The sequence below is a fragment of the Clostridium fessum genome (assembly GCF_027698965.1).
GTDB lineage: Bacteria > Bacillota > Clostridia > Lachnospirales > Lachnospiraceae > Otoolea > Otoolea fessa.
This window is the reverse complement of the sequence record NZ_JAQEQF010000004.1, coordinates 219,690-241,071: the sequence shown is the minus strand read 5'-3', so window position 1 is coordinate 241,071 and position 21,382 is coordinate 219,690. Positions and strand designations below refer to the sequence as shown.

The window sequence follows — 21,382 nt, the reverse complement described above, 5'->3', positions numbered from 1 at the left end:
ACGTGCCCAGTTACCAAAACTTTCAATGTCCAATGCAAATTTTAACACTTATGAAGAAATCTTCCCCAGCGGCTTCTCCACCACCTTGACGTTCTTCTCGCCCAGCATCTCGCTGAGCGTCGTCACCAGCGCCTCGCCTGCCCGCACATTCCAGTTGCGCGGCAGAACCTTTTTCGCGCGCTCACGTCCCAGGTAAATGATCACGGTGTCATTTCCATCACTTGTTTTCAGGAGGTCGAGAAGTTCTTTCTCTCCCGCCAGATACGCGTCCTTGTCCGCATACTGAATCCACAGCTCGCGCGGCACCTGCGAAAATGGGATAATCTGCTCGCAGATCAGTTTTCCGACCGGCTCATCGCCGACCGATGCGCGCCCGCGGATAAAGACTTTTTCATCCTTGATCAGCATATCGCGCCGTTTTTCATAATCCTTCGGGAATACCAGCACTTCCACACTTCCCGCCAGATCTTCCACCGTCAGGAACGCCATCATCTTGTTATTCCGGGTCGTCTTAACCGTTTTCTCGGTGATCATTCCGCCGATCGTCACATACGCGCCGTCGTGAATCACCGCCGAACCGGTCTCCTCATCCACAACAAAATCGGAGCTCTTCGCCGTCACATTTTTCTCCCAGGTGCCGATATATTCCTCCAGCGGATGCCCGCTGACGTAGACGCCCAGCATTTCTTTCTCGTATGCCAGATATTCTTCCCTCGAATACTCTCCGACATTCGGAAATGTGATCTGAAAACTCTTCTTGTCCTCTTCCGCTGCAAAATCAAAGAGCGACATCTGCCCTTCCATCGTATTTTTCTTCTCTTTATTCTTCTGATCGACCATCGAGCCGCAGACCATACATTTCTGCTTGCGGGTTCCCGGCAGCCCGTCCATCGCACCGGATTTGATAAAGCTTTCCAATGTGCGCTTATTGACCTCCCTGCCCGACATCCGGTCAATGAAATCTTCCAGCGAGCGGAATTTTCCATGTTCGGTCCGTTCCCGCACAATCTCATCCACCACCGACTGACCGATACTCTTGATCGCCGATAAACCATAGCGGATCGCGCCGTCCGAAACAGAGAAGCCGCCCTCGCCCTCATTGATATCCGGCGGCATGATCTTCATACCCATCTGACGGCAGCTCATGATATATTCCGATACCTTCGTAACATTATCCTTGACTGAGGTCATCAGCGCCGCCATGAATTCGACCGGATGGTAATATTTCAGATATGCCGTCTGGTAGGAGACAACCGCATACGCCGCCGCGTGCGACTTGTTGAAGGCGTATTTCGCAAAATCGATCATCTCATCGTAAATATGGTTCGCCGTCTTCTCGTCGATCCCATTCGCAATACAGCCCTTTACGCCCTCTTGTGCATTGCCGTAGACGAAATTCTGGCGTTCTTTCTCCATGACTGCCGCTTTTTTCTTTGCCATCGCACGGCGCACCAGGTCGCTTCGTCCCCAGGTATAGCCAGCCAGATCGCGCACGATCTGCATAACCTGCTCCTGATAGACGATACAGCCATAGGTCGGCGCCAGAATCGGTTCTAACTGCGGGCACTCATAGACAATCGAAGCCTTGTCATTTTTGCCTTTCAGATAACGTGGAATGAAATCCATCGGACCCGGACGATACAGGGAAATACCGGCGATCAGATCCTCCAGATTTTCCGGCTTTAGCTCTTTCATGAATCCTTTCATGCCGGAACTCTCCAGCTGGAACACACCGTCATTTTTGCCGGTTCCAATCGAATCCAGCACCTTTTTATCGTTGTAATCGATCTTATCTATATCAAGCGGTTTTCCGGTCGTTTTCTCCACCAGGCGAACCGCATTCTGAATAACCGTCAGGGTTCTAAGACCCAGGAAATCCATTTTCAGAAGTCCCAGCTCTTCCAGCGTCGTCATCGTAAACTGGGTCGTGATCGAACCGTCAGATGCCCTGGACAACGGCACATACTCATCGACCGCCGCACGGCTGATGACAACGCCCGCCGCATGCATGGAGGTATGTCTCGGCAGCCCCTCCAGACGTTTACTCATGTCGATCAGATATTTGACCGAATCATCCGACTCATACGCCTCACGCAGATCCGGACTGGCTTTGAGCGCCTTGTCTAGCGTCATGCCGAGATCACCCGGAATCATTTTTGCGATCGCATCGCACTGTGCATACGGCATATCGAGCGCGCGCCCCACGTCGCGGACGACACCCTTTGCCGCCAGCGTACCGAAGGTAACAATCTGCACGACGCGGTCTTTTCCGTATTTCCGCACGACATAGTCGATCACCTCCTGACGCCGTTCGAAACAGAAATCGACGTCGATATCGGGCATGGAAACTCGTTCCGGGTTCAGGAAACGCTCGAAAATCAGCTGATAGCGGATCGGGTCGATGTCCGTGATCTCCAGACTGTACGCGACGATACTGCCCGCCGCCGAACCACGTCCCGGACCGACCATGATACCGTTTGATTTTGCAAAATGGATAAAATCCCATACAATCAGGAAATAATCGACATATCCCATCGAATGGATAACGTCCAGCTCATACCTCAGGCGCTCCCGCAGCGTCCCATCGTCGTTCGGGTAGCGCTTGTGAAAGCCCTCCCCGCAGAGCTTCTGCAGATATTCCCAGGACGTATATCCGTCCGGGACATCATACTGCGGCAGCTTCGTCACGCCAAACTCGATCTCGACATTGCATCTCTCGGCGATCTTGTGCGTGTTGTCAAGTGCTTCCTGGGCATACGGAAACAGCGCACGCATCTCCTCCTCGGATTTGACATAGAACTGCCCGCCCTCATAGCGCATCCGGTTCTCGTCCGTGACTTTTTTGCCCGTCTGGATACAGAGCAAAATATCGTGCGATTCCACATCTTCTTTATAAATATAGTGGCAGTCGTTCGTCGCCACCAGCGGAATCTGCAGTTCCTGGCTCATCCGCATCAAGCCCTGGTTGACCGTCCGCTGCGCCGGGATGCCATGATCCTGCAATTCCAGAAAGAAATTGTCCGGTCCAAAGATATCGCGGTATTTCTGCGCCGACTTGCACGCTTCCTCATACATGCCTCTCGACAAATACCTCGGGATCTCGCCCGCCAGACACGCGCTGAGTGCAATAATGCCTTCATGGTAGGTTCTCAGCACCTCGTCATCCACACGCGGTTTATAATAAAATCCCTCGACAAAGCCCTTGGAGACGATCTTCATCAGATTCTGATAGCCGGTATTATTTTCCGCCAGCAGAATCATATGATAATAGCGATCCTCGCCGCTTCCCGCCTCCCGGTCAAAACGCGATCCGGGCGCCACATAGATCTCACAGCCGATGATCGGCTTGATCCCATTTTCTCTGGCTGCCCGGTAAAAATCGATCACGCCGTACATGACGCCGTGGTCGGTAATCGCCAGACTGTCCATCCCCAGTTCCTTCGCCCGGGCGGTCAGTTCTTTTATTTTACTCGATGCGTCAAGCAGACTGTACTCTGTATGCACATGCAGATGTGTAAATGCCACCTTTTTCCTCCCATTCAGATCTTTTAAGGGACTGCCATTTCCCGCGAAACGACACCCCCTCGTCTATCAAAGCTCTTGTTTAACTGTTGCGTCCCCTGTCTCTTTCCGAAAAACGGTCAGAAATCTGGATTTCTACTGATTGCTCAGATATTTCTCAATTCCCTCGATCGCACTCTCCTCGTCGCTGCCATCAGCCGTTACTTTTACGTGCGCGCCCTCTGCCAATCCCAGCGTCATCATGCCCATGATGCTCTTTGCATTGACGCGTTTTTCTTCACTTTCCACATAGATGCTGCTCTCATACTGGCTTGCCACCTGCACCAGCATCGCCGCCGGACGTGCCTCCAGACCTGAACTCAAACCAATTCTGATTTCCTTACTTGTCATAATATCCTCCTCATCGAGCCCCGCTCGAAAAAAACGGCAAAATCCGCTGCCACTACTGTATCGCACGGAATTTTCCATCCGGGAAATTCCTGCCTGTGAACAATAACCTAACTTTACTCGCCCCGCTCTTCGCGGAGACTTTCAGCTACTGCACTTATCTTTCTGAGCCTGTGATTGACTCCCGATTTTCCAACTGGATGGCTCAGATTCTCCCCCAATTCCTTCAAGGTTGCATCCGGCATCTCCAGACGAACCTGTGCTACCTCTGAAAGAAGCTCCGGCAAGTAATCCAGCCCGACCGTATCACGGATGTATGTGATATCCGCAAGCTGCTTGACTGCCGCCGAAACAGTCTTATTGATATTGGCAGTCTCGCAGTTGACCTGACGGTTGACGCTGTTTCGCATTTCTTTCAGGATCCGGATATTTTCCAGCTCCATCAATGCCACATGCGCTTCCATCAGCCCCAGAAGTTCCACAATCTGACTGCCTTCTTTTATATATACCACATAATACTTCTTTCTGACAACTATTTTCGCATCGATGTCGAATGTCAGAATCACATTCTGAAGCTGCACCGCCTTTTCAAGCGACGCGCATACGATCTCAAAATGGTAAAATTTCTCCGGATCGCTTAAGGATCCGGCTGCCAGAAAAGCGCCCCGGATAAATGCCTTCTTGCAGCACGCATTCTGAATCACCAGATTCCGCACCACCGAAAGGTTTTCCCCGACATTTCCCTGCGCATCCACCATCTTGACCGCCTCCAGCACCCGGAGTGCATTTTCGTGATCGCGCACCAGAAGCGTATAAGAACGGCTCTTTTTTAAAAATGCATTGCGCCGGATCGAAATGTCCGCCTTAATATTAAATGTATTTTTCAATAATGTAAAGTATTTTCGTGCAACCGCTACGTTTTCCGTGTGGATCCGTATACTGAAATGATCCTCTTCATCGATATGAATCTTACCGCAAAGGCTCAAAATCGCCGCCAGCTCTGCAATCTGGCAGTGCCTCGCCTTGCTCAGCTGATGCGACAGCTCTTCCTTTACCCGGGCTGAAAATGACAAAGTCCTCTACCTCCGTTTACCCTTTTGTCCGGTTATCCATCTCTATGTCCCGATGTTCCAGTTTAAGCCCTATTTCCGAGTGCTCCTTGAGGCGCTCATAGAGCCGGTTCGCCACCGTAACTGAACGATGCTTTCCACCGGTACATCCGACGGCTATGACAAGCTGATTCTTTCCTTCTTTTACATAGTACGGAAACAGGAAGTCAATCATGTCATAGAGTTTATCCAAAAATACATCTGCCGTCCCGCCGCGGCGCACAAAGTCCTGCACCGCCTTCTCATTGCCGGTATGACTTCTTAAATTCTCATCATAATAAGGATTCGGCAGAAAACGGACGTCAAACACGAGATCCGCGTCCGACGGAATCCCATATTTAAAGCCAAAGCTTAAGATCGTCACAAAGAGGCTGGAAAAGCGCTCGCGCCCCATGAAAATCCGTTCCAGTTCCGCCTTGAGCTCCCGCGTCAGAAGCGTGCTGGTGTCCAGAATATAGTCCGCCCGCTTTTTCAGGAAATCGAGTTTCAGGCGCTCTTTCGCAATACCGCGGTCCAGCCGCTCTTTTCCTGCCAGCGGATGGGAACGGCGCGTTTCCTTATATCGCTTGATCAGCACCTCGTCGCTGGCATCCAGAAACAGGATCTCATACGGAAACTGGATGTTATTCCAATCATTCAGTGTTCCCTCCAGCTGTGCCAGCTCGTCGCCGCTGCGGACATCGATTCCCAACGCTGCACAGCTTACCTCCCCGCTGCTGCTCTGCACCAGCTCCGCAAATTTTCCTACCAGCGGGATCGGGAGATTGTCAACACAGTAAAATCCCATGTCCTCCAGCATTTTCAGTGCCGCCGTCTTTCCGGCTCCCGACATACCGGTTACGATCACAAGCCGCATATTGTTCCTCCCTTTTCCATACTCTATATATCTTAATATCTTAAAAGCCCAGCATCTTTACTTCCGTCTCCAGTTTCACCCCAAACTGCTCATACACGCGCTTCTGCACCGTCCCACACAGCCCCGCGATGTCCGAAGCCGTCGCATGGTCGCGGTTGATAACGAAACCACAGTGTTTCTCCGACACCTGTGCGCCGCCCTCCTGATAGCCGCGAAGTCCGGCATCTTCGATCAATTTTCCGGCGAAATAGCCCTCAGGGCGCTTAAAGGTGCTTCCGGCACTCGGATATTCCAGCGGCTGTTTTTCCCGCCGTTTGGCTGCCAGTTCATCCATCCGCACCCGGATCGCTTCCGGATCACCTTTCTCCAGACGGATCCGCGCCGATAAAACGATATATCCGCGCTCCGGGATGCAGCTGTGGCGGTAACCCAGATCCAGTTCTTCCGTTTTAAGCTCTTTTACCTCGCCGTCCGGCGTCATCACGCGCACAGATTCCAGCACATCCTTTAATTCTCCGCCGTAAGCGCCCGCATTCATGACCGCCGCGCCGCCCACGGTTCCAGGAATCCCGGCTGCAAACTCAAATCCGGTCATTCCATCCTTCTGCGCCTCTCTGGCGGCACGCGAAAGCAGCACACCGGCGCCCAGCTCATAGACGCCCGCTTCGCCCTCCGGACAGACCACCTCTGTAAACTGGCTTCCCAGAAGGATCATCACGCCCGGATAGCCCGCATCACTGACAAGCAGATTGCTTCCATTTCCTAATATGTAATACGCTTTCTCTGCCTCCCGGCACGCCGCCAGCACTGCCGCCAGCTCTTTTTCGCCCTCCGGGGTCACAAAATAGCGGGCTGGTCCACCAGCCCGAAAGGTCGTATGTGCGCTCATCGGCTCCTGCTCCCGCACGGAAGCAGCGCCGATGGCATCACAAAGTTTCTGATAAAAATTAGACATATCTATTTTCCTTTATTCATTTCATAACGGCTCCATCCCTTGCAAGTCGGGATTTCCGCACTAAATCACACGAATCAGACTGCGTGAATCGTTCCATTAATCTCTTCTTGCCAGGTTCGCCTGTACCCGCTTGTACAGTTCTTTCGCCGCATTATATCCCATCTTCTTGGTACGATAGTTGACTGCCGCCGACTCTACGATGATTGCCAGGTTACGTCCCGGACGGATCGGGATTGAATGGCATACAATCTTGTTGCCAAGGAACTCGGTATACTGATCTTCCATACCAAGGCGGTCATACTCCTTGTCCTTATCCCACTCTTCCAGCTTGATTACCATGTCAATCGACTGTGTATCCTTTACGCTCTCTACACCGAACAGCGTCTTGACATCGATAATGCCGATACCGCGAAGCTCGATGAAATGACGGGTAATATCCGGTGCCGAACCGATCAGGGTTTCATCGCTGACGCGGCGGATCTCGACCACATCATCGCTGACGAGACGATGACCGCGCTTAATCAGTTCCAGCGCTGCCTCACTCTTGCCGATACCGCTCTCGCCCATAATCAGGACACCCTCGCCAAATACATCGACCAGTACGCCGTGAATGCTGATCATCGGCGCCATCTTGACGTTCAGCCAGCGGATGATCTCCGCCATCAGATCCGAAGTCGTCTTCTCCGATACCATGCACGGAACCCCATAATGGTTACACAGCTCCAGTACTTCCTCCTCCGGTGCCATGCCGCGGCTATATACCAGACATGGTATACCCGAAGACAGCAGTTTGTCAAACATTTCCCGGCGGCGCTGCGGAGTCAGGGTCGAGATGTACGCATTTTCCACATAACCGATGATCTGCACACGGTCCTTGTCAAAATGGTCGAAAAATCCAGTCAGCTGCAATGCCGGACGGTTCACATCCGCATGCACCAGCATAACATTGTCCGTCTCCAGCTCCGGCGTCATATTGCGAAGCCCCATCTTATCGATCAGTTCTGTTATCGTCACTCCACCCATACTTTTGTCTCCTTTTATTTTTACTATTGTCTACATCCTATCACATCTTCCCCTGCTTGTCATCACGGAAAAATATATAGACTGCCTCAGCGGCTGCCCGGTTCATCTGTGGCGCAGCTTCCAGCTCCTCCACACTCGCCTCCCGGACTGCTTCGATTGTCTTGAACGTCCGCATCAGAGACTTACGGCGCGCTGGTCCGATGCCCTTGATATCATCCAGCACGGAGCGCACCTGCTCCTTGCCCCGGAGACTCCGGTGGTACTCGATCGCAAACCGGTGTGCCTCGTCCTGAATCCGGGTGATCAGCTGAAATCCTTCCGAATGGCGATCGATTGGAATTTCCACATTCTGATAATACAATCCCCTCGTCCGGTGGTTATCATCCTTTACCATGCCACAGACCGGGATTTCCAGCTGAAGCTCTCTTAATACCTCCAGCGCGATATTAACCTGTCCGCGTCCGCCATCCATCATCAGCAGATCTGGAAAACGCGTAAAACTTCCCATCGCCAGATCGCCGCCCTCGGCTTGCAGTTTCTTCGTCTCCTCCAGGCCATGGGAAAACCGCCGCAGCAGCACCTCGCGCATCGAAGCGTAGTCGTTCGGTCCCTGAACCGTCCGGATACGGAATTTGCGATAATCATTGCGTTTCGGACGTCCATTTTCGTAGACAATCATCGAACCGACCGACTCAAAACCGCTGATATTGGAAATATCGTATGCTTCTACCCGCTTGATTCCCGAAAGCCCGATCCACGATCCAATCTGATTCATCGCCCCGATCGTCCGGAGCTCCTCGCGCTTGATCTTCTCCTTATCCTGGGAGAGCACCATCTTCGCATTCTTCTCCGCCAGCTCGACCAGCCGCTCTTTCTCGCCCATCTTTGGCACGACAAAGCGCACCTTCTGTCCCCGGCGCGCCGTCAGGAAGCTGGCGATAACCTCCGCGTCCTCTAACTCCTCCTGCACCCAGATCTCATGCGGCACAAACGGCGTTCCCGCGTAAAACTGTTTGACGAAGCTGTTTAAGATTTCTGCCTTGCTCTCCGAGCCGGTCAGATTCATATGGAAATGTTCCCGCCCAATAAGCTTGCCATCGCGCACGAAGAACACCTGCACAACCGCATCGCGCTCATCCTTCGCCATCGCGATAATATCCCGATCTTCCATGCTTTGGCTCGTAATCTTCTGCTTCTGCGCCACCTTTCTGACACTGTCAAGCAGATCCCGGTACTCAATCGCCTTCTCAAACTCCATCGTCTCGGACGCCGTCCTCATCTTTTCTTCCAGATATTTCATGACCGGCTCATACTGTCCATTTAAAAACGCGACCGCCTGCTTCACCGATTTCTGATAATCTGCCTGTGAAATATACCCCTGACATGGCGCGTCGCACTGGTGAATATGGTAATAGAGGCATGGACGGTCCTTTCCCATATCCTGCGGCAGCTTCCGGCTGCACGCCCGGATCCGGTATATCTTCCGAATCAGCTCGATTGTGTCTTTGACTGCTCCCGCGCTCGTAAAAGGACCAAAATACTTATTTTTATCCTTTTTCATCTGGCGTGAAAACAAGATCCGCGGGTACTCCTCCGAAGCCGTCACCTTGATGTACGGGTACGTCTTGTCATCCTTGAGCATCGTATTGTAGCGTGGGCGGTGCTCTTTGATCAGGTTGCACTCCAGCACCAGCGCTTCCAGCTCCGAATCCGTCACGATATACTCAAAGCGGGCTATCTTCGAGACCATCTGCTTGATCTTCGCCGTCTTATCCCGGCTGCTCTGGAAATATTGGCGGACTCGGTTTTTTAGGCTGATCGCCTTGCCGACATAGATGATCGCGTCCTTCGCATCGTGCATAATATAAACGCCCGGCTGCCCCGGCAGTTTTTTCAGTTCTTCTTCTATTTGAAACATCTCAAACCATCCTGTTTTGTAATCTGCTGCCGTTCATGCCTGGCACGAACCGTGTCACCAGCGCCAGACTCGTTACTGTTCACGCATACGTGACCAGTAACGGAATTTGCCGTGGCTTCGCATTCAAATACGGCAAATTCCTGCTGCCACCACGTTTTCTTATGGCACTTTCGGTTCCAAAAGTGCCTACCCGTGAACAGTTACCCAGACTCTTCTGCCAGACAGCCGCTCACTTTCCATACCGCAGGCGCGGTGCATCGTACCTCTGCTGCATCCGGATGCACTGACGGATCGCGTCCAGCTCTTCCTCCACGCTTCCACCGACCGGATTCATATCCAGACAGAAGCAGAGACTGTCGAGATCCCGCTTGTCCACCTTGCCGCTCATTCTCTGGAGCACTTCCAGCCTGCCCTCGGTCGTTTCCTGATCCAGAAATTCTGCCACAAGCGGATGTAGCTCCGGTTCCTCCTGCGGTATGTCCCAGGAATGAGTGGCTGCGTCAGACATTTTCGAACGGCGTACACCTTCATTTACGACATGAGTCGTTCTGGTTGTCCTTATTTCCTGCTGTTTCGAATTTTCCCACGGCCCCGCCGCAATCCGCTCAAACCGGTATCTCTGCGCCGCCTCCGGATATTTTACCCGATCTACCTCTTCCATAAACATAGAAAGCGGTCTAACCCAGACGCCATATTCTCCATAGAGCGCCTGATAGACAACCATCTTTTCCCCCGTTTCCGAGTGGGTTGCCACCGCCAGAATCTGATATTCTTTATTTTTAAAATGCCGGTACCGCTCGCCCGGCTTTGGAATTTCCCGCATGAATGCTGATACCTCCTTAAAACATCTCGCTAAGTATTCACATTATATCATAAGAACGTATTCTCACCCGTCCACTCACGAACCCGCGCTATCGCGCTCCACCGCCCTGCTTCGCATGGCTGTTCGTTCGTTAATGGCGCAAGAAAAGAATATGTCTGCTTCGCAGCCGCATTCTTTTCTTCTGCGCTCATTATATCACATTTTGTATGCCCTTTTCTGTTTTTTATCAATTTACATCCAGATTTTCTTTCCTCCATCCCCATCGCCTGTACACAAAAATTTTCGCCAGAAAATATTACATTTTCGAAAACCAAATCCGTCATTTTTCCGATTTTAAATTTTTTTTATTTTCCCTCTACTCAAATAGACTTTTTTGTAGGATAATAGAATTAATTGTGATTCTTTGCGGTCTGCTGTGCTGCGTTCATTTCACACAAAGAGCATCGACATAAACAACTGCGAATGGCAGTCTGTGCCGGACATGGACTGTGACCTGGCGGCGCAATCATCCATACAAACATATGATTTTCATCCCACCAGATGGAAACCGGCATCTGCCCCCACCGCGATACCGGTATTCTGTGCGGGACGAAACTAAGAACGGAGGATTAGATGAAAATCGGTTTTGACAACAACAAATACCTGAAAATGCAGTCGGAACATATCCGTGAGCGTATCAACCAGTTCGGTGATAAGCTCTACCTCGAATTTGGCGGAAAACTGTTCGATGACTACCACGCATCCCGGGTTCTTCCGGGCTTTGCACCTGACAGCAAGCTGCGGATGCTTCTGCAGTTAGCGGATCAGGCGGAGATCGTCATCGTCATCAGTGCTGCGGATATCGAGAAAAACAAAGTACGTTCCGACCTCGGCATTACTTACGACGTAGACGTACTCCGTCTGATTCAGTCCTTTACCGACAAGGGACTCTATGTTGGAAGCGTTGTAATCACCCACTATTCCGGGCAGAACACTGCGGATGTCTTCAAACACAAGCTCGAATCCATGGGCATCAAGGTTTACCGCCACTACACCATCGACGGTTATCCGGGCAATGTTCCGCTGATCGTCAGCGATGAAGGTTATGGTAAAAATGATTACATTGAAACCAAACGTCCACTCGTTGTTGTCACCGCGCCGGGACCGGGAAGCGGAAAAATGGCAACCTGCCTTTCCCAGCTCTACCACGAGAACAAACGCGGCGTCAAGGCTGGATATGCCAAATTTGAGACCTTCCCGATCTGGAATATCCCGTTAAAGCACCCGGTCAACCTGGCATACGAGGCAGCAACCGCTGACTTAAACGATGTCAACATGATCGATCCGTTCCATCTGGAGGCTTATGGTGTGACAACGGTCAACTACAACCGTGATATTGAGATCTTCCCGGTTCTGAGCGCTATTTTTGAGGGAATCTACGGCGAGAATCCGTACAAATCCCCGACTGATATGGGCGTCAACATGGCAGGAAACTGCATCATTGACGACGAAGCCTGCTGCGAGGCATCCCGTCAGGAAATCCTGCGCCGCTACTATCAGGCATTAAACCGCGTTGTCAAAGAGGATGCCGGCAAAGAGGAAGTTTATAAGATCGAACTTCTGATGAAGCAGGCAAAACTGACCACCGATATGCGTAAGGTTGTTCCGGCTGCCCTGAAACGCGCCGAAGAAACCGGTGCTCCGGCTGCTGCCATCGAACTTCCGGACGGAATCATCGCCACTGGAAAGACAACCAACCTGCTCGGTGCTTCCGCTGCCCTGCTTCTGAATGCTGTCAAGGTACTCGGCAATATTCCGCACGATGAGCACCTGATCTCCCCGATCGCGATCGAGCCGATCCAGAAGCTGAAAGTCGAGTATCTCGGAAGCCGCAACCCGCGTCTCCACACCGATGAAGTTCTGATCGCGCTGTCCATGTGCGCCGCTACCAACAAACACGCACAGATCGCCCTGGAACAGCTTGAAAAGCTGCGTGGCTGCCAGGTTCACACTTCCGTCATGCTGTCGGAGGTTGATATCAAGACCTTCAAACGTCTCGGCATTGAACTGACCTCCGAGCCGGTATATGAGCATAACCGCCTGTACCAATAATTGAATAATCCTATATAAAAAGAATGTGCCGCGGAGCGCTTTTTTGTCATAAAACGAAGTTTCCTACGGCAAAATAAATAACGGCTGTATCTCAGCAAAACAGAACTCATAGATTTTTCGTAACTGTTCAGTGCCTTCACAGTCACGCGCAGACCTACTGAACAGTTACGATTTTTCAATATATGAATTCACATTGCTGAAATACAGCCGTTCTATTTACTGTATAAATATTTCTTTTATGCTATACATCACTTTTATTTCCGGTCGAACGAGCTTCCACCGCGCATCTCATCCTCATTTGGACTCTCTGCTGCTACAGCTTCTGCCGATTTCGGTGCTTCATCCGCCAGTTTTGCTTCCAGATTCTGCTGGTTCTGTGGGTCTTCCGCGTTCGTTTCTTCCGCAGTCTTTATCGGCTGAACCTCATCGCCTGTCTTCGCAGCCTCCGGCATCTCAATCCGGCTCTCGCCTTCCTGTTTCTTTTCCTCCAGCTCCGGGATTCCCTTTACCTCATGGAAAATCTTCATGAATTCTTTACCGGTGATCGTCTCTTTCTCAATCAGGAACGCCGCAATCTTATCAAGCGCCTCGCGGTTTTCACTCAGCAGGCGTTTCGCCTCCTCATAAGAAACCTTCAAAATATGCATGACTTCCTTGTCAATCTCTGCCGCCGTCATATCACTGCAATTCAGGACAGTTCTCCCGTTCAGATACTGATTTTCCTGGCTTTCCAGACCCATCAGACCGAACTTCTTGGACATACCGTACTGGGTTACCATCGCACGCGCGATCCGGGTTGCTTTTTCAATATCATTTGACGCACCTGTCGTTACCGTATCAAAAACGATCTCCTCAGCCGCACGTCCGCCTAAAAATCCGACCAGCATCGCGCGGATTTCCTTCTCGGTATTTAAGTACTTCTCTTCCTCAGGCACCTGCATGACATAGCCAAGCGCACCCATGGTACGCGGCACAATCGTGATCTTCTGTACCGGCTCCGAGTCCTTCTGCAGGGCGCTGACCAGCGCATGACCCACCTCATGATACGAAACAATCTGGCGCTCTTCCTGGCTCAGGATGCGGTCTTTCTTCTCTTTGCCAACCAGAACCAGCTCAACTGCCTCAAATAAATCCTTCTGGGAAACGGCTTTCCTGCCATTCTTAACGGCTGTGATCGCCGCCTCGTTCATCATATTGGCAAGATCCGCACCTACAGCGCCAGATGTCGCCAGCGCGATCTCCTCGAAATCAACCGTCTCATCCAGTTTTACATCCTTGGAATGTACCTTTAAAATCTGCACACGCCCCTTTAAATCCGGCTTATCCACGATAATCCGGCGGTCAAAACGTCCCGGGCGAAGCAGCGCCGGATCCAGAATCTCCGGACGGTTCGTCGCCGCCATGACTAAAAGACCCTTGGAGGAATCAAATCCATCCATCTCCGAAAGGAGCTGGTTTAACGTCTGCTCACGTTCATCGTTGCCGCCCAGACGGGAATCACGGCTTTTACCGATCGCATCCACCTCATCGATGAAAATGATACACGGAGCCGACTGCTGCGCCTGCTTGAACAGGTCACGCACACGGGATGCGCCGACGCCGACAAACATTTCCACAAAATCTGAACCGGACAGAGAGAAAAACGGAACCTTCGCCTCTCCAGCTACTGCCTTGGCAAGAAGTGTTTTACCGGTTCCTGGCGGTCCGACTAACAACGCACCCTTCGGCAGTTTCGCACCAATCTTCGTATATTTTCCCGGGTTATGCAGGAAATCAACAATCTCCGTCAGAGACTCCTTCGCCTCATCCTCGCCTGCCACATCCTTGAATGTAACACCGGTCTCTTTCTGTACATATACTTTGGCATTGCTCTTGCCGACACCCATTATGCCGCCTCCGCCGCCCATGCGCTTCATCATCATATTGAAAATGACGAACATCGCTGCAATCGGAAGCACCCACTCAAGCAGAAGCATGATAATACTGCCTGTCGCGTCCACTTCTGCCTGTTCATAGGTCGTAACACCAGCTTCATCCAGCTTCTTCTCCAAATCTGGATCGTTAATCGGAATCGTGTAGTACTCCATTCCTACCAGATTTCCGTATTTGCCCTGGCTGCCGCCATATTTCTTCGAATCTTCCTTCGGCGTGATCTGAATCTTTCCATTGCCAATCACAACCGATTCTACCTCGTGATCCTTAAGCATCTGATTAAACTCGCTGTACGGCATCTTGTGCGTGCGGCTGCCCTGCCAGAGGTTGTGCATCATCGCCACGCAGAGAAGCGTAAACAGCATCGTCATGATCAGCACTGCATAATTCTGACCGCGGGGATTTTTTCCATTTTTATTCTGGTTTCCCTTATTATCCATACACTTTCTCCATTCTGTGTCACTGTACATCAGGAATCTGTCACATCAGGTTACTCAAAAGCCCTATAAATCTGCCGCATCTGCTTCTCATCCGGCTTCATGCCCGCTTTTCTTCCCCGTCAGCGCGCAAATTTCTGCGTACTCTTATCCATTATAGTGGCAGATTGCCTATAAATCAAGAAGTGAAAATATTAAAAACTTGTGAACTCCTTATAAAATATAGGTGTTTTCTCTGCATATATGAAATGCCATCAAAACTATCCGCTGTGTATCTCTTCCCGATACAGTTACCTCGTCACAGTTATTCGAAAAATTGCTTTTTCAAAAGTCCCTATTTACATTTGTGTGTCTGATGTATCAACAGTATAATGATACGTTTCACGAATTGCGTATGCAATTAGAAAATCAAGTAGTCCAAATTCCATAAAATGAAATTTTAGGGCAAATTACAGACATTGGCTTGGCTGTAGTATTTTTAAACAACGTGTGTTAGACTACTGTTATACAAATCGGAATTTGTGGAGAGATTTCCTGAACTTTCCTTATTTTACAGGCTTTTCAGCCCATTAAATAGTGAAATGATATGTATTTTCCCTTATTTTTGCCCTTATGCGGAATCCGCAAGGGAAATAAGGGAAATTTTTAGTTAAGCATTGCTCGCTACTTTATCAAGAAGTCTTGCGGAATCCCGTTTTGCTTTTCTTGTTGAGTGAGCGTAAATATTCATTGTGGTACTGACATCAGAGTGTCCTAACAGTTCCTGTACATCTTTCGGTGCAGCTCCATTGGAAAGCAGATTGCTGGTATAAGTGTGACGCAACTGGTGAAAATGGAAATCTTCAAATCCTTCCAGCTTCTTTGCCACTGATCTGCATACAATGCTGAGTGTACTCGGCAGTTCCAAAGAGCCATCTGGTCGCAGGCAGACAAAGGAGATTTCTTTGTAATCTGTCGGGACTTCCTGTGTTCCGTCAAGATGATAGTATTCATAATATACCCTGTTTTTCACATGCACTTCTTTGTAGTAATTGCGGTGATATAATTCGCCATACTGCATCCGGTTTTTGAGCTGTTCTTTTCTGGCAGCTTTCAGTATTTCAGTCAGCGTATCTCCAAAATCAACAATCCTTACTTTTTTCCGTTTCGTTGGTCCGATAATATTTTTGTGTTTCATGCCGTCGTAGCGGATACTGCGTTTTATGGTCAGGCATTGTTCCTCAAGGTTGATGTCCTGCCATGTAAGACCACAGGTTTCACCGATGCGAAGTCCTGCATAATATGCAATCTGAATCGGCAGGATCGCAGGTGGATTTTTCTTTTCCAGATACTTGATAAGTCGCTCATAATCCTCATGTGAAATCGGCTGTGTGCCATCTTCGACTTCATCATCGGAAAAGAGGTCAACTTCCTCTGCCTGTTTTTTCAGCTTAATATACTGCATCGGATTGAAACTGATTAACTGTTTTGGAAATACTGCAAAACGGAATGACTGCTGCAACACTGCGGAAAAAGAATGGATATAATCTTTACTGTATCCTTTTCTCACTTTTCCGTCTGGAAATTCGCCACCGAATGTAAGCAGATCAAGAAATGCCTGTAAATGTTCGGCAGTAACTGTTTTCAGTTTACGGTCTGCAATCGGGTGTTTCTTAGTGCAACGGATTGCACTGAGATAATTTTCCACTGTGCCATTACTGAGTGTTCCGGTTTTCAGTTCTTCTTCTGCCCACATGTCCAGAAGTTCACCTACGGTAAGGTTATCTGCTTTTGCAACAAATTTCTTATCTTCGTAATCTTCCAGTGCCTTGCGGAGAAGTTTTTCTGTCTCACTTTTGCTTTCGGTTCCGGCATATTCTTTCTGAACCATTTTGCCGCTTGCGTCCTCTACATAGAAGCGGTAGTACCATTTCTTTCCTTTCTTTCTAACAGATCCTTTTGCCATAATCGTATGTCTCCTTTCGATATCAGACAATCGGAACTGCTGAAATGCTTCTTGCGTGTAAGTATATCATAACTCCGATTATCTTACTATACCGATTCAGAATCCTCGTACATAACTTCGGATAAAAGATTTGCAAGCCGTTGTTCTGCTGTTTCCGGTTTCTTGGAATAGAGCCTTACAATATCTGCCATGTCATTCAATGCGTTGACAGTATGGGTGATCTCCCTGAGAAACATGATCTCGTTATATTCATCATTCGATTCAAACCCCATTACTTTTGCAATGTCCGCTTCTTTGGTATTGCCTTTGTAATTCTTGCAGGCGAACTGGAACGAATCCAAAAACAGTTCATATTGTTTCAACATTAACAGCAGTAGGTCTTTGGAAAAAGCATCTTCTGTTTTCGTAAGGTCAAGAGGTAACTGTTTGAGAATATCCGTCATGGCATCACGAATCTGTAATTCTCTTTTATCTGTAATGTCGGTTTCATATTCGTCCGTTTCCCCTCTGAGCCATTCCACAGATACATGGAGAGCTTCTGAAAGACCTTCCAGCACCATTTTCTTTGTATTGTCAATCGTTCCGGCTTCATATCTCTGAATCGTAGATGCAGTCACACCCATCTTTTCAGCGATATAAGGCTGTGTCAGATTCAATTCTGTACGGCGCTGTTTTGCCCTGCTACCGATCAGCTTGCGTAATTCTTTATCTTTCATGCTGATGTGCCTCCTTTTTCGGTATGTCATTACTATACCACATAACAAACAATATTGCAATATGCAATTAAACAATAAACAATATAATTTCGTAATGCTTGACAAGATGATATAAACACGCTATACTGACAGCACAAAAGAAATTGCATAATGCAATTTATAAGGAGGTGGTCACATGACGCAAAGAAAGATTGCCTTATCTATTGAGGAAGCTGCGGATTATACGGGAATCGGCAGGAACACCCTGAGAAAACTGGTGGAGTGGAAGAAACTTCCGGTATTAAAGGTCGGGAGGAAAGTCCTGATTAAAACGGATATGCTGGAACTTTTCATGGAAGCCAATGAGGGCAGGGACTTAAGGGATAAAGGAAATGTGAAAGCCGTCACAAGAAACGGTTCCACTTAAAAAGGCGGTTCCCGAAGAAACCGCCAAAGGTTTTATCAGACCGAAGCCATGATATACCTACACGCAAGCAGATTATACCATGTACTTCGTCTGACAGACAACAGGAAACTTATGTTTGGTAGAAAAAAGAAAGGACGATGATATTTATGGCAAGATCAACAAAGAGTTATGAGGAGCGTCTGCTCCAGTTGGAAAAAAGAGAACAGGAAAGCCTTGAAAAAGCGAAACAGTACGCAGCACAGAAACGGGAACTGAAGAAACGTCAGAAAGATGCGGAAACAAAAAAACGAACCCACAGGCTCTGTCAGATTGGCGGTGCGGTGGAATCAGTGATTGGTTCTGCGATTGAGGAAGAAGATATTCCGAAGCTGGTCGGCTTCTTAAAAAGGCAGGAAGCAAATGGGAAATTCTTCTCAAAGGCAATGCAAAAAGAGCCAGTTGCGAATACGGAGGAAGTGTAATGCCGGAGGGAGTGGAGTTTCCATTCCCTTCATTGCTTTTTTATGAAGGGCGCACTTATGGACAACCAGAGGTCGTCCGTATAAGTTTGCCACAGGTGGCAACCGGTCTGCGCTTACGCTTGCCGGGCTCGTTCCGTCGGCGGGGCTTTCAGCCAGACCTGCTCATGCCGCAGGAGGCACTCTTCGCCAGAGGGGCACATTCCATGCAGGCTGTTATGCACAGGGCACTCTTACGCAGAGGGTGCTCCGGCAGATACCATTTTCTTTTAGGAAAAACGTTACCTGCCGGAAATCAAAGCCGGATACGGCAGAATGGGGGGAAACGGAGCATGGCGATTTTTCATTATACAGTAAAGATTGTTGGACGCAGCAAAGGAAAATCCATCATATCGGCGTCTGCTTATCTCAATGGCGATGTGATGAAAAATGAAGAAACAGGCAGGATCAGCTACTATACTTCAAAAAAAGAAGTCGTTTATACCAGCCTGCTGATGTGTGAAAATGCACCACAGGAATGGCAGAATGTACCTGCTGAAAATATCAGACGGTTCCAGAAATCTGTCCGATATAAAAGGGCAGATAACCAAAATGCTGCACTGGAAAAATTCAAACTTACTTTTCAGAAGCAGCGTTTATGGAATGAAGTCTTGAGGATAGAAAAAAGTTCAGATGCACAACTCGGCAGGTCATTTGAGTTCTCACTTCCGAAAGAATGGAGCCGACAGGAACAGATTGATTATACAACTGAATATATTCAAAAGACCTTTGTAGATAAGGGAATGTGTGCGGATTGGAGTATCCACGATAAAGGAGATGGTAATCCCCATGTGCATTTACTGGTGACGATGCGACCATTCAATTCAGACCACTCATGGGGTAACAAAGAAATCAAGGATTGGGAGTTTGTCAGAGATGAAAATGGAAATATTGTGGTGGATGAATCCCATCCGGACTGGTGGCAGGATAAAAAGAACCCTGACCGTCATGGAATCCGAATCCCCGTACTTGATGAAAATGGAGTCCAGAAAGTCGGGACAAGGAACCGCAAACAGTGGAAACGTGTATTAACCGATGCTACCGGGTGGAACAATCCGAAAAATTGTGAGCTATGGCGGAGCGAATGGGCAAACGTCTGTAATGCACATTTGAAAACGGAAAATCACATTGACCATCGTTCTTATGCAAGGCAGGGAAAATTAGAGATACCGACGATCCATGAGGGCGCAGATGCCAGAAAAATTGACGAGAAATTTCAAAACGGACAGACATCCTCTACTTCATGGAAAGTAGAGGAAAACCAGATCATAAAAAGACAAAATGCACTGCTGGATAAAATACAGATTTCTTTTGGAAAAGTATCCAGTGCATTAACACAATGGAAGGAGCGATTGCGTGACATTAGAAGAAAGCCGGGAAGTCATTCCCATGATGGAGACAATGATAAACCAGATCGAGGAACAGCAGAATCTTATGGCAGAGATGGTACAGGAATTGCAGGAACGGGACAGGCAGCTCCTGTCTTTTCAGGAGCAGAACCAGAGTTTAAAAAGCTTAAACAGCGAATTATCCAGGCTGCTAAATCTTTTGCCAGATACAGAAGAACTGCTCTCACAGATCGAGCAACAGAAAACCAGAATCGAACAGTTGGAAAACGAGAATCAGCAATGGCAGGAATTAACGCAGAAGCTGAACAACGAGAACAGCTTATTGCAGAAACAGAACAGCGAATTGCTGACCTTAAACAGCAGATAGAGAAAGCGAGGGAGATCGATGAGCGAATGCAGAAACTTAGAGAACGTCGGGCAGGTGGAAGAACTTCTGCTGATGACCGAACAGATGCAGGACGAACTGGATCAGAAAGACCAGACAATCCAGGAACTAAACAGGCAGCTAAGCGAATCGCTGACCTTGAACGAGAAATTGAACAGCGAAAACAGAGCCGAGAATATCGAAGCATTGCGGACAAGATTAAGGCAAACAGAGGAACGATTGACCAGCGAGACAGACAGCAGGAAAAGAGCCGACGCAGAAGCCGTGGCATGGAAATTTAAGTATGAAAAAGCAGAGCAGGAAAAACTTTATGCACAGACACACCAAAAGACGGTAGAGGTAGCTGTTGAGAAAAAAGTGCCTTATGAGAAATGTGAAAAATGTGACCGTACTGCTTACCGGAAAGCAAAAGAAAAATGCGATAGCCGTAAAAGCCAGTTAGAAAAGAAATATAAAAATATGACGATTGGTTATGAAAGTATCTTGTTTCTACTGGCATGGTACAGCATAACAACAACACTGTTTACTGCGATTCTTTCGCCGGTTTTCCTTAACGACTGTATCGTCTTTTTCGGTGCGTTAGGAAAAGGAATGGGAAGTTTATTTCGGGAGTTTGTGACAGGTGCAGACTCTTTCGGACAGTTAAGCAGTGGAATACCTAACAGTATTCTTTCCGGGATTGCGTACTGGCTGATTGCCGGTACTGTCATGGCAATTTTATTCGTAATAACCGGGTGGCTGATAATCGGGATTGGTTATCAGGTAGGAAAAATCTACCGGAAATATTGTTGGGATATCATCAGTATCGTGGTAGCGATAACGAGTACAGCTGTTGTAATTTACTTTGGAGAATGGATTAAAAACGCTAATCCGATAAATCTTATTGTATTGCTATTACTGTCGCATATTATTTATATTGGAATCAGATGTTATGTGAAAGACTGGATGGAAGAACGAGGATATTATTAAAAGAGGACAGGGAAATTTCATAATCTTCCTGTCCTTAGTAAGGGACTATTGATTGTTTATAT

At 48.7% G+C, this 21,382-nt stretch carries 16 protein-coding genes; 5 read left to right on the top strand and 11 right to left on the bottom strand.

Annotation, left to right across the window (positions count from 1 at the left end; translation table 11 throughout):
* Nucleotides 1-48 precede the first annotated feature (48 nt).
* The 8 genes from PG862_RS07365 to PG862_RS07330 form a co-directional block, all read right to left on the bottom strand.
* Nucleotides 49-3,525 carry a DNA polymerase III subunit alpha gene (locus PG862_RS07365; protein WP_270706973.1) on the bottom strand — a complete coding sequence of 1,159 codons (3,477 nt, stop codon included), beginning with the start codon at nucleotides 3,523-3,525 and terminating at the stop codon, nucleotides 49-51.
* A gap of 132 nt (nucleotides 3,526-3,657) precedes the next feature.
* Nucleotides 3,658-3,912: an HPr family phosphocarrier protein gene (locus PG862_RS07360; protein ID WP_107001048.1), complete on the bottom strand. Its 255-nt coding sequence runs from the start codon at nucleotides 3,910-3,912 to the stop codon at nucleotides 3,658-3,660.
* A gap of 113 nt (nucleotides 3,913-4,025) precedes the next feature.
* Entirely contained in the window at nucleotides 4,026-4,982 is a 957-nt protein-coding gene (gene whiA / locus PG862_RS07355) for a DNA-binding protein WhiA (protein ID WP_022359301.1), read from the bottom strand.
* A gap of 16 nt (nucleotides 4,983-4,998) precedes the next feature.
* On the bottom strand, nucleotides 4,999-5,874 hold the full coding sequence (rapZ, locus tag PG862_RS07350) for an RNase adapter RapZ (protein WP_022359300.1): 876 nt from the start codon (nucleotides 5,872-5,874) through the stop codon (nucleotides 4,999-5,001).
* Between the two features lie 40 nt (nucleotides 5,875-5,914).
* Nucleotides 5,915-6,829, bottom strand: coding sequence for a UDP-N-acetylmuramate dehydrogenase (gene murB, locus PG862_RS07345; RefSeq protein WP_270706970.1), 915 nt, complete (start codon nucleotides 6,827-6,829; stop codon nucleotides 5,915-5,917).
* A gap of 96 nt (nucleotides 6,830-6,925) precedes the next feature.
* Complete coding sequence (gene hprK, locus PG862_RS07340) at nucleotides 6,926-7,852, bottom strand: HPr(Ser) kinase/phosphatase (protein WP_022359298.1); 927 nt, start codon at nucleotides 7,850-7,852, stop codon at nucleotides 6,926-6,928.
* Between the two features lie 40 nt (nucleotides 7,853-7,892).
* The gene (gene uvrC / locus PG862_RS07335; RefSeq protein WP_270706968.1) at nucleotides 7,893-9,770 is read right to left on the bottom strand and encodes an excinuclease ABC subunit UvrC; all 1,878 of its coding nucleotides are present in this window, start codon (nucleotides 9,768-9,770) and stop codon (nucleotides 7,893-7,895) included.
* A gap of 229 nt (nucleotides 9,771-9,999) precedes the next feature.
* Nucleotides 10,000-10,593, bottom strand: a complete 594-nt coding sequence (locus PG862_RS07330; RefSeq protein WP_022359296.1) for a DUF1653 domain-containing protein — start codon at nucleotides 10,591-10,593, stop codon at nucleotides 10,000-10,002.
* A gap of 612 nt (nucleotides 10,594-11,205) precedes the next feature.
* Here PG862_RS07330 and PG862_RS07325 point away from each other — a divergent pair.
* Nucleotides 11,206-12,684 carry a DUF1846 domain-containing protein gene (locus PG862_RS07325; RefSeq protein ID WP_118570704.1) on the top strand — a complete coding sequence of 493 codons (1,479 nt, stop codon included), beginning with the start codon at nucleotides 11,206-11,208 and terminating at the stop codon, nucleotides 12,682-12,684.
* A gap of 254 nt (nucleotides 12,685-12,938) precedes the next feature.
* Here the strand turns inward: PG862_RS07325 and ftsH are convergent, their stop codons facing one another.
* The 3 genes from ftsH to PG862_RS07310 form a co-directional block, all read right to left on the bottom strand.
* Entirely contained in the window at nucleotides 12,939-15,056 is a 2,118-nt protein-coding gene (gene ftsH, locus PG862_RS07320) for an ATP-dependent zinc metalloprotease FtsH (RefSeq protein WP_118570703.1), read from the bottom strand.
* A 646-nt stretch (nucleotides 15,057-15,702) separates the two neighbouring features.
* A complete protein-coding gene (locus PG862_RS07315; protein WP_270706964.1) occupies nucleotides 15,703-16,998 on the bottom strand; it encodes a tyrosine-type recombinase/integrase in 1,296 nt (431 codons plus the stop codon).
* A gap of 86 nt (nucleotides 16,999-17,084) precedes the next feature.
* Entirely contained in the window at nucleotides 17,085-17,714 is a 630-nt protein-coding gene (locus PG862_RS07310; protein ID WP_004841162.1) for a helix-turn-helix domain-containing protein, read from the bottom strand.
* A gap of 175 nt (nucleotides 17,715-17,889) precedes the next feature.
* On the opposite strand from PG862_RS07310, the gene PG862_RS07305 reads away from it, so the two are divergent.
* The 4 genes from PG862_RS07305 to PG862_RS07290 all read left to right on the top strand — a co-directional run bounded on the left by PG862_RS07305 (nucleotide 17,890) and on the right by PG862_RS07290 (nucleotide 21,320).
* On the top strand, nucleotides 17,890-18,120 hold the full coding sequence (locus tag PG862_RS07305; protein WP_002578307.1) for a helix-turn-helix domain-containing protein: 231 nt from the start codon (nucleotides 17,890-17,892) through the stop codon (nucleotides 18,118-18,120).
* Nucleotides 18,121-18,266: 146 nt separating this feature from the next.
* A complete protein-coding gene (locus tag PG862_RS07300) occupies nucleotides 18,267-18,581 on the top strand; it encodes a hypothetical protein (RefSeq protein WP_015540600.1) in 315 nt (104 codons plus the stop codon).
* Nucleotides 18,581-20,632 (top strand): MobA/MobL family protein, encoded by a 2,052-nt coding sequence (locus tag PG862_RS07295; RefSeq protein ID WP_456298766.1) that lies wholly within the window; start codon nucleotides 18,581-18,583, stop codon nucleotides 20,630-20,632. The genes PG862_RS07300 and PG862_RS07295 overlap by 1 nt, the downstream gene beginning before the upstream one ends.
* Nucleotides 20,571-21,320, top strand: coding sequence for a DUF6040 family protein (locus PG862_RS07290; protein WP_270706961.1), 750 nt, complete (start codon nucleotides 20,571-20,573; stop codon nucleotides 21,318-21,320). Before PG862_RS07295 ends, PG862_RS07290 begins: the two co-directional genes overlap by 62 nt.
* Nucleotides 21,321-21,382 lie beyond the last annotated feature (62 nt).

Bases quoted from the DNA above. Each gene is read 5' to 3' on its own strand.
- ftsH (WP_118570703.1), bottom strand. From the start codon at position 15,056: ATGGATAATAAGGGAAACCAGAATAAAAATGGAAAAAATCCCCGCGGT.
- uvrC (WP_270706968.1), bottom strand. From the start codon at position 9,770: ATGTTTCAAATAGAAGAAGAACTGAAAAAACTGCCGGGGCAGCCGGGC.
- PG862_RS07300 (WP_015540600.1), top strand. From the start codon at position 18,267: ATGGCAAGATCAACAAAGAGTTATGAGGAGCGTCTGCTCCAGTTGGAA.
- PG862_RS07305 (WP_002578307.1), top strand. From the start codon at position 17,890: ATGACGCAAAGAAAGATTGCCTTATCTATTGAGGAAGCTGCGGATTAT.
- hprK (WP_022359298.1), bottom strand. From the start codon at position 7,852: ATGGGTGGAGTGACGATAACAGAACTGATCGATAAGATGGGGCTTCGC.
- PG862_RS07295 (WP_456298766.1), top strand. From the start codon at position 18,581: ATGCCGGAGGGAGTGGAGTTTCCATTCCCTTCATTGCTTTTTTATGAA.
- murB (WP_270706970.1), bottom strand. From the start codon at position 6,829: ATGTCTAATTTTTATCAGAAACTTTGTGATGCCATCGGCGCTGCTTCC.
- PG862_RS07315 (WP_270706964.1), bottom strand. From the start codon at position 16,998: ATGGCAAAAGGATCTGTTAGAAAGAAAGGAAAGAAATGGTACTACCGC.
- PG862_RS07325 (WP_118570704.1), top strand. From the start codon at position 11,206: ATGAAAATCGGTTTTGACAACAACAAATACCTGAAAATGCAGTCGGAA.
- PG862_RS07330 (WP_022359296.1), bottom strand. From the start codon at position 10,593: ATGCGGGAAATTCCAAAGCCGGGCGAGCGGTACCGGCATTTTAAAAAT.
- PG862_RS07360 (WP_107001048.1), bottom strand. From the start codon at position 3,912: ATGACAAGTAAGGAAATCAGAATTGGTTTGAGTTCAGGTCTGGAGGCA.
- rapZ (WP_022359300.1), bottom strand. From the start codon at position 5,874: ATGCGGCTTGTGATCGTAACCGGTATGTCGGGAGCCGGAAAGACGGCG.
- PG862_RS07310 (WP_004841162.1), bottom strand. From the start codon at position 17,714: ATGAAAGATAAAGAATTACGCAAGCTGATCGGTAGCAGGGCAAAACAG.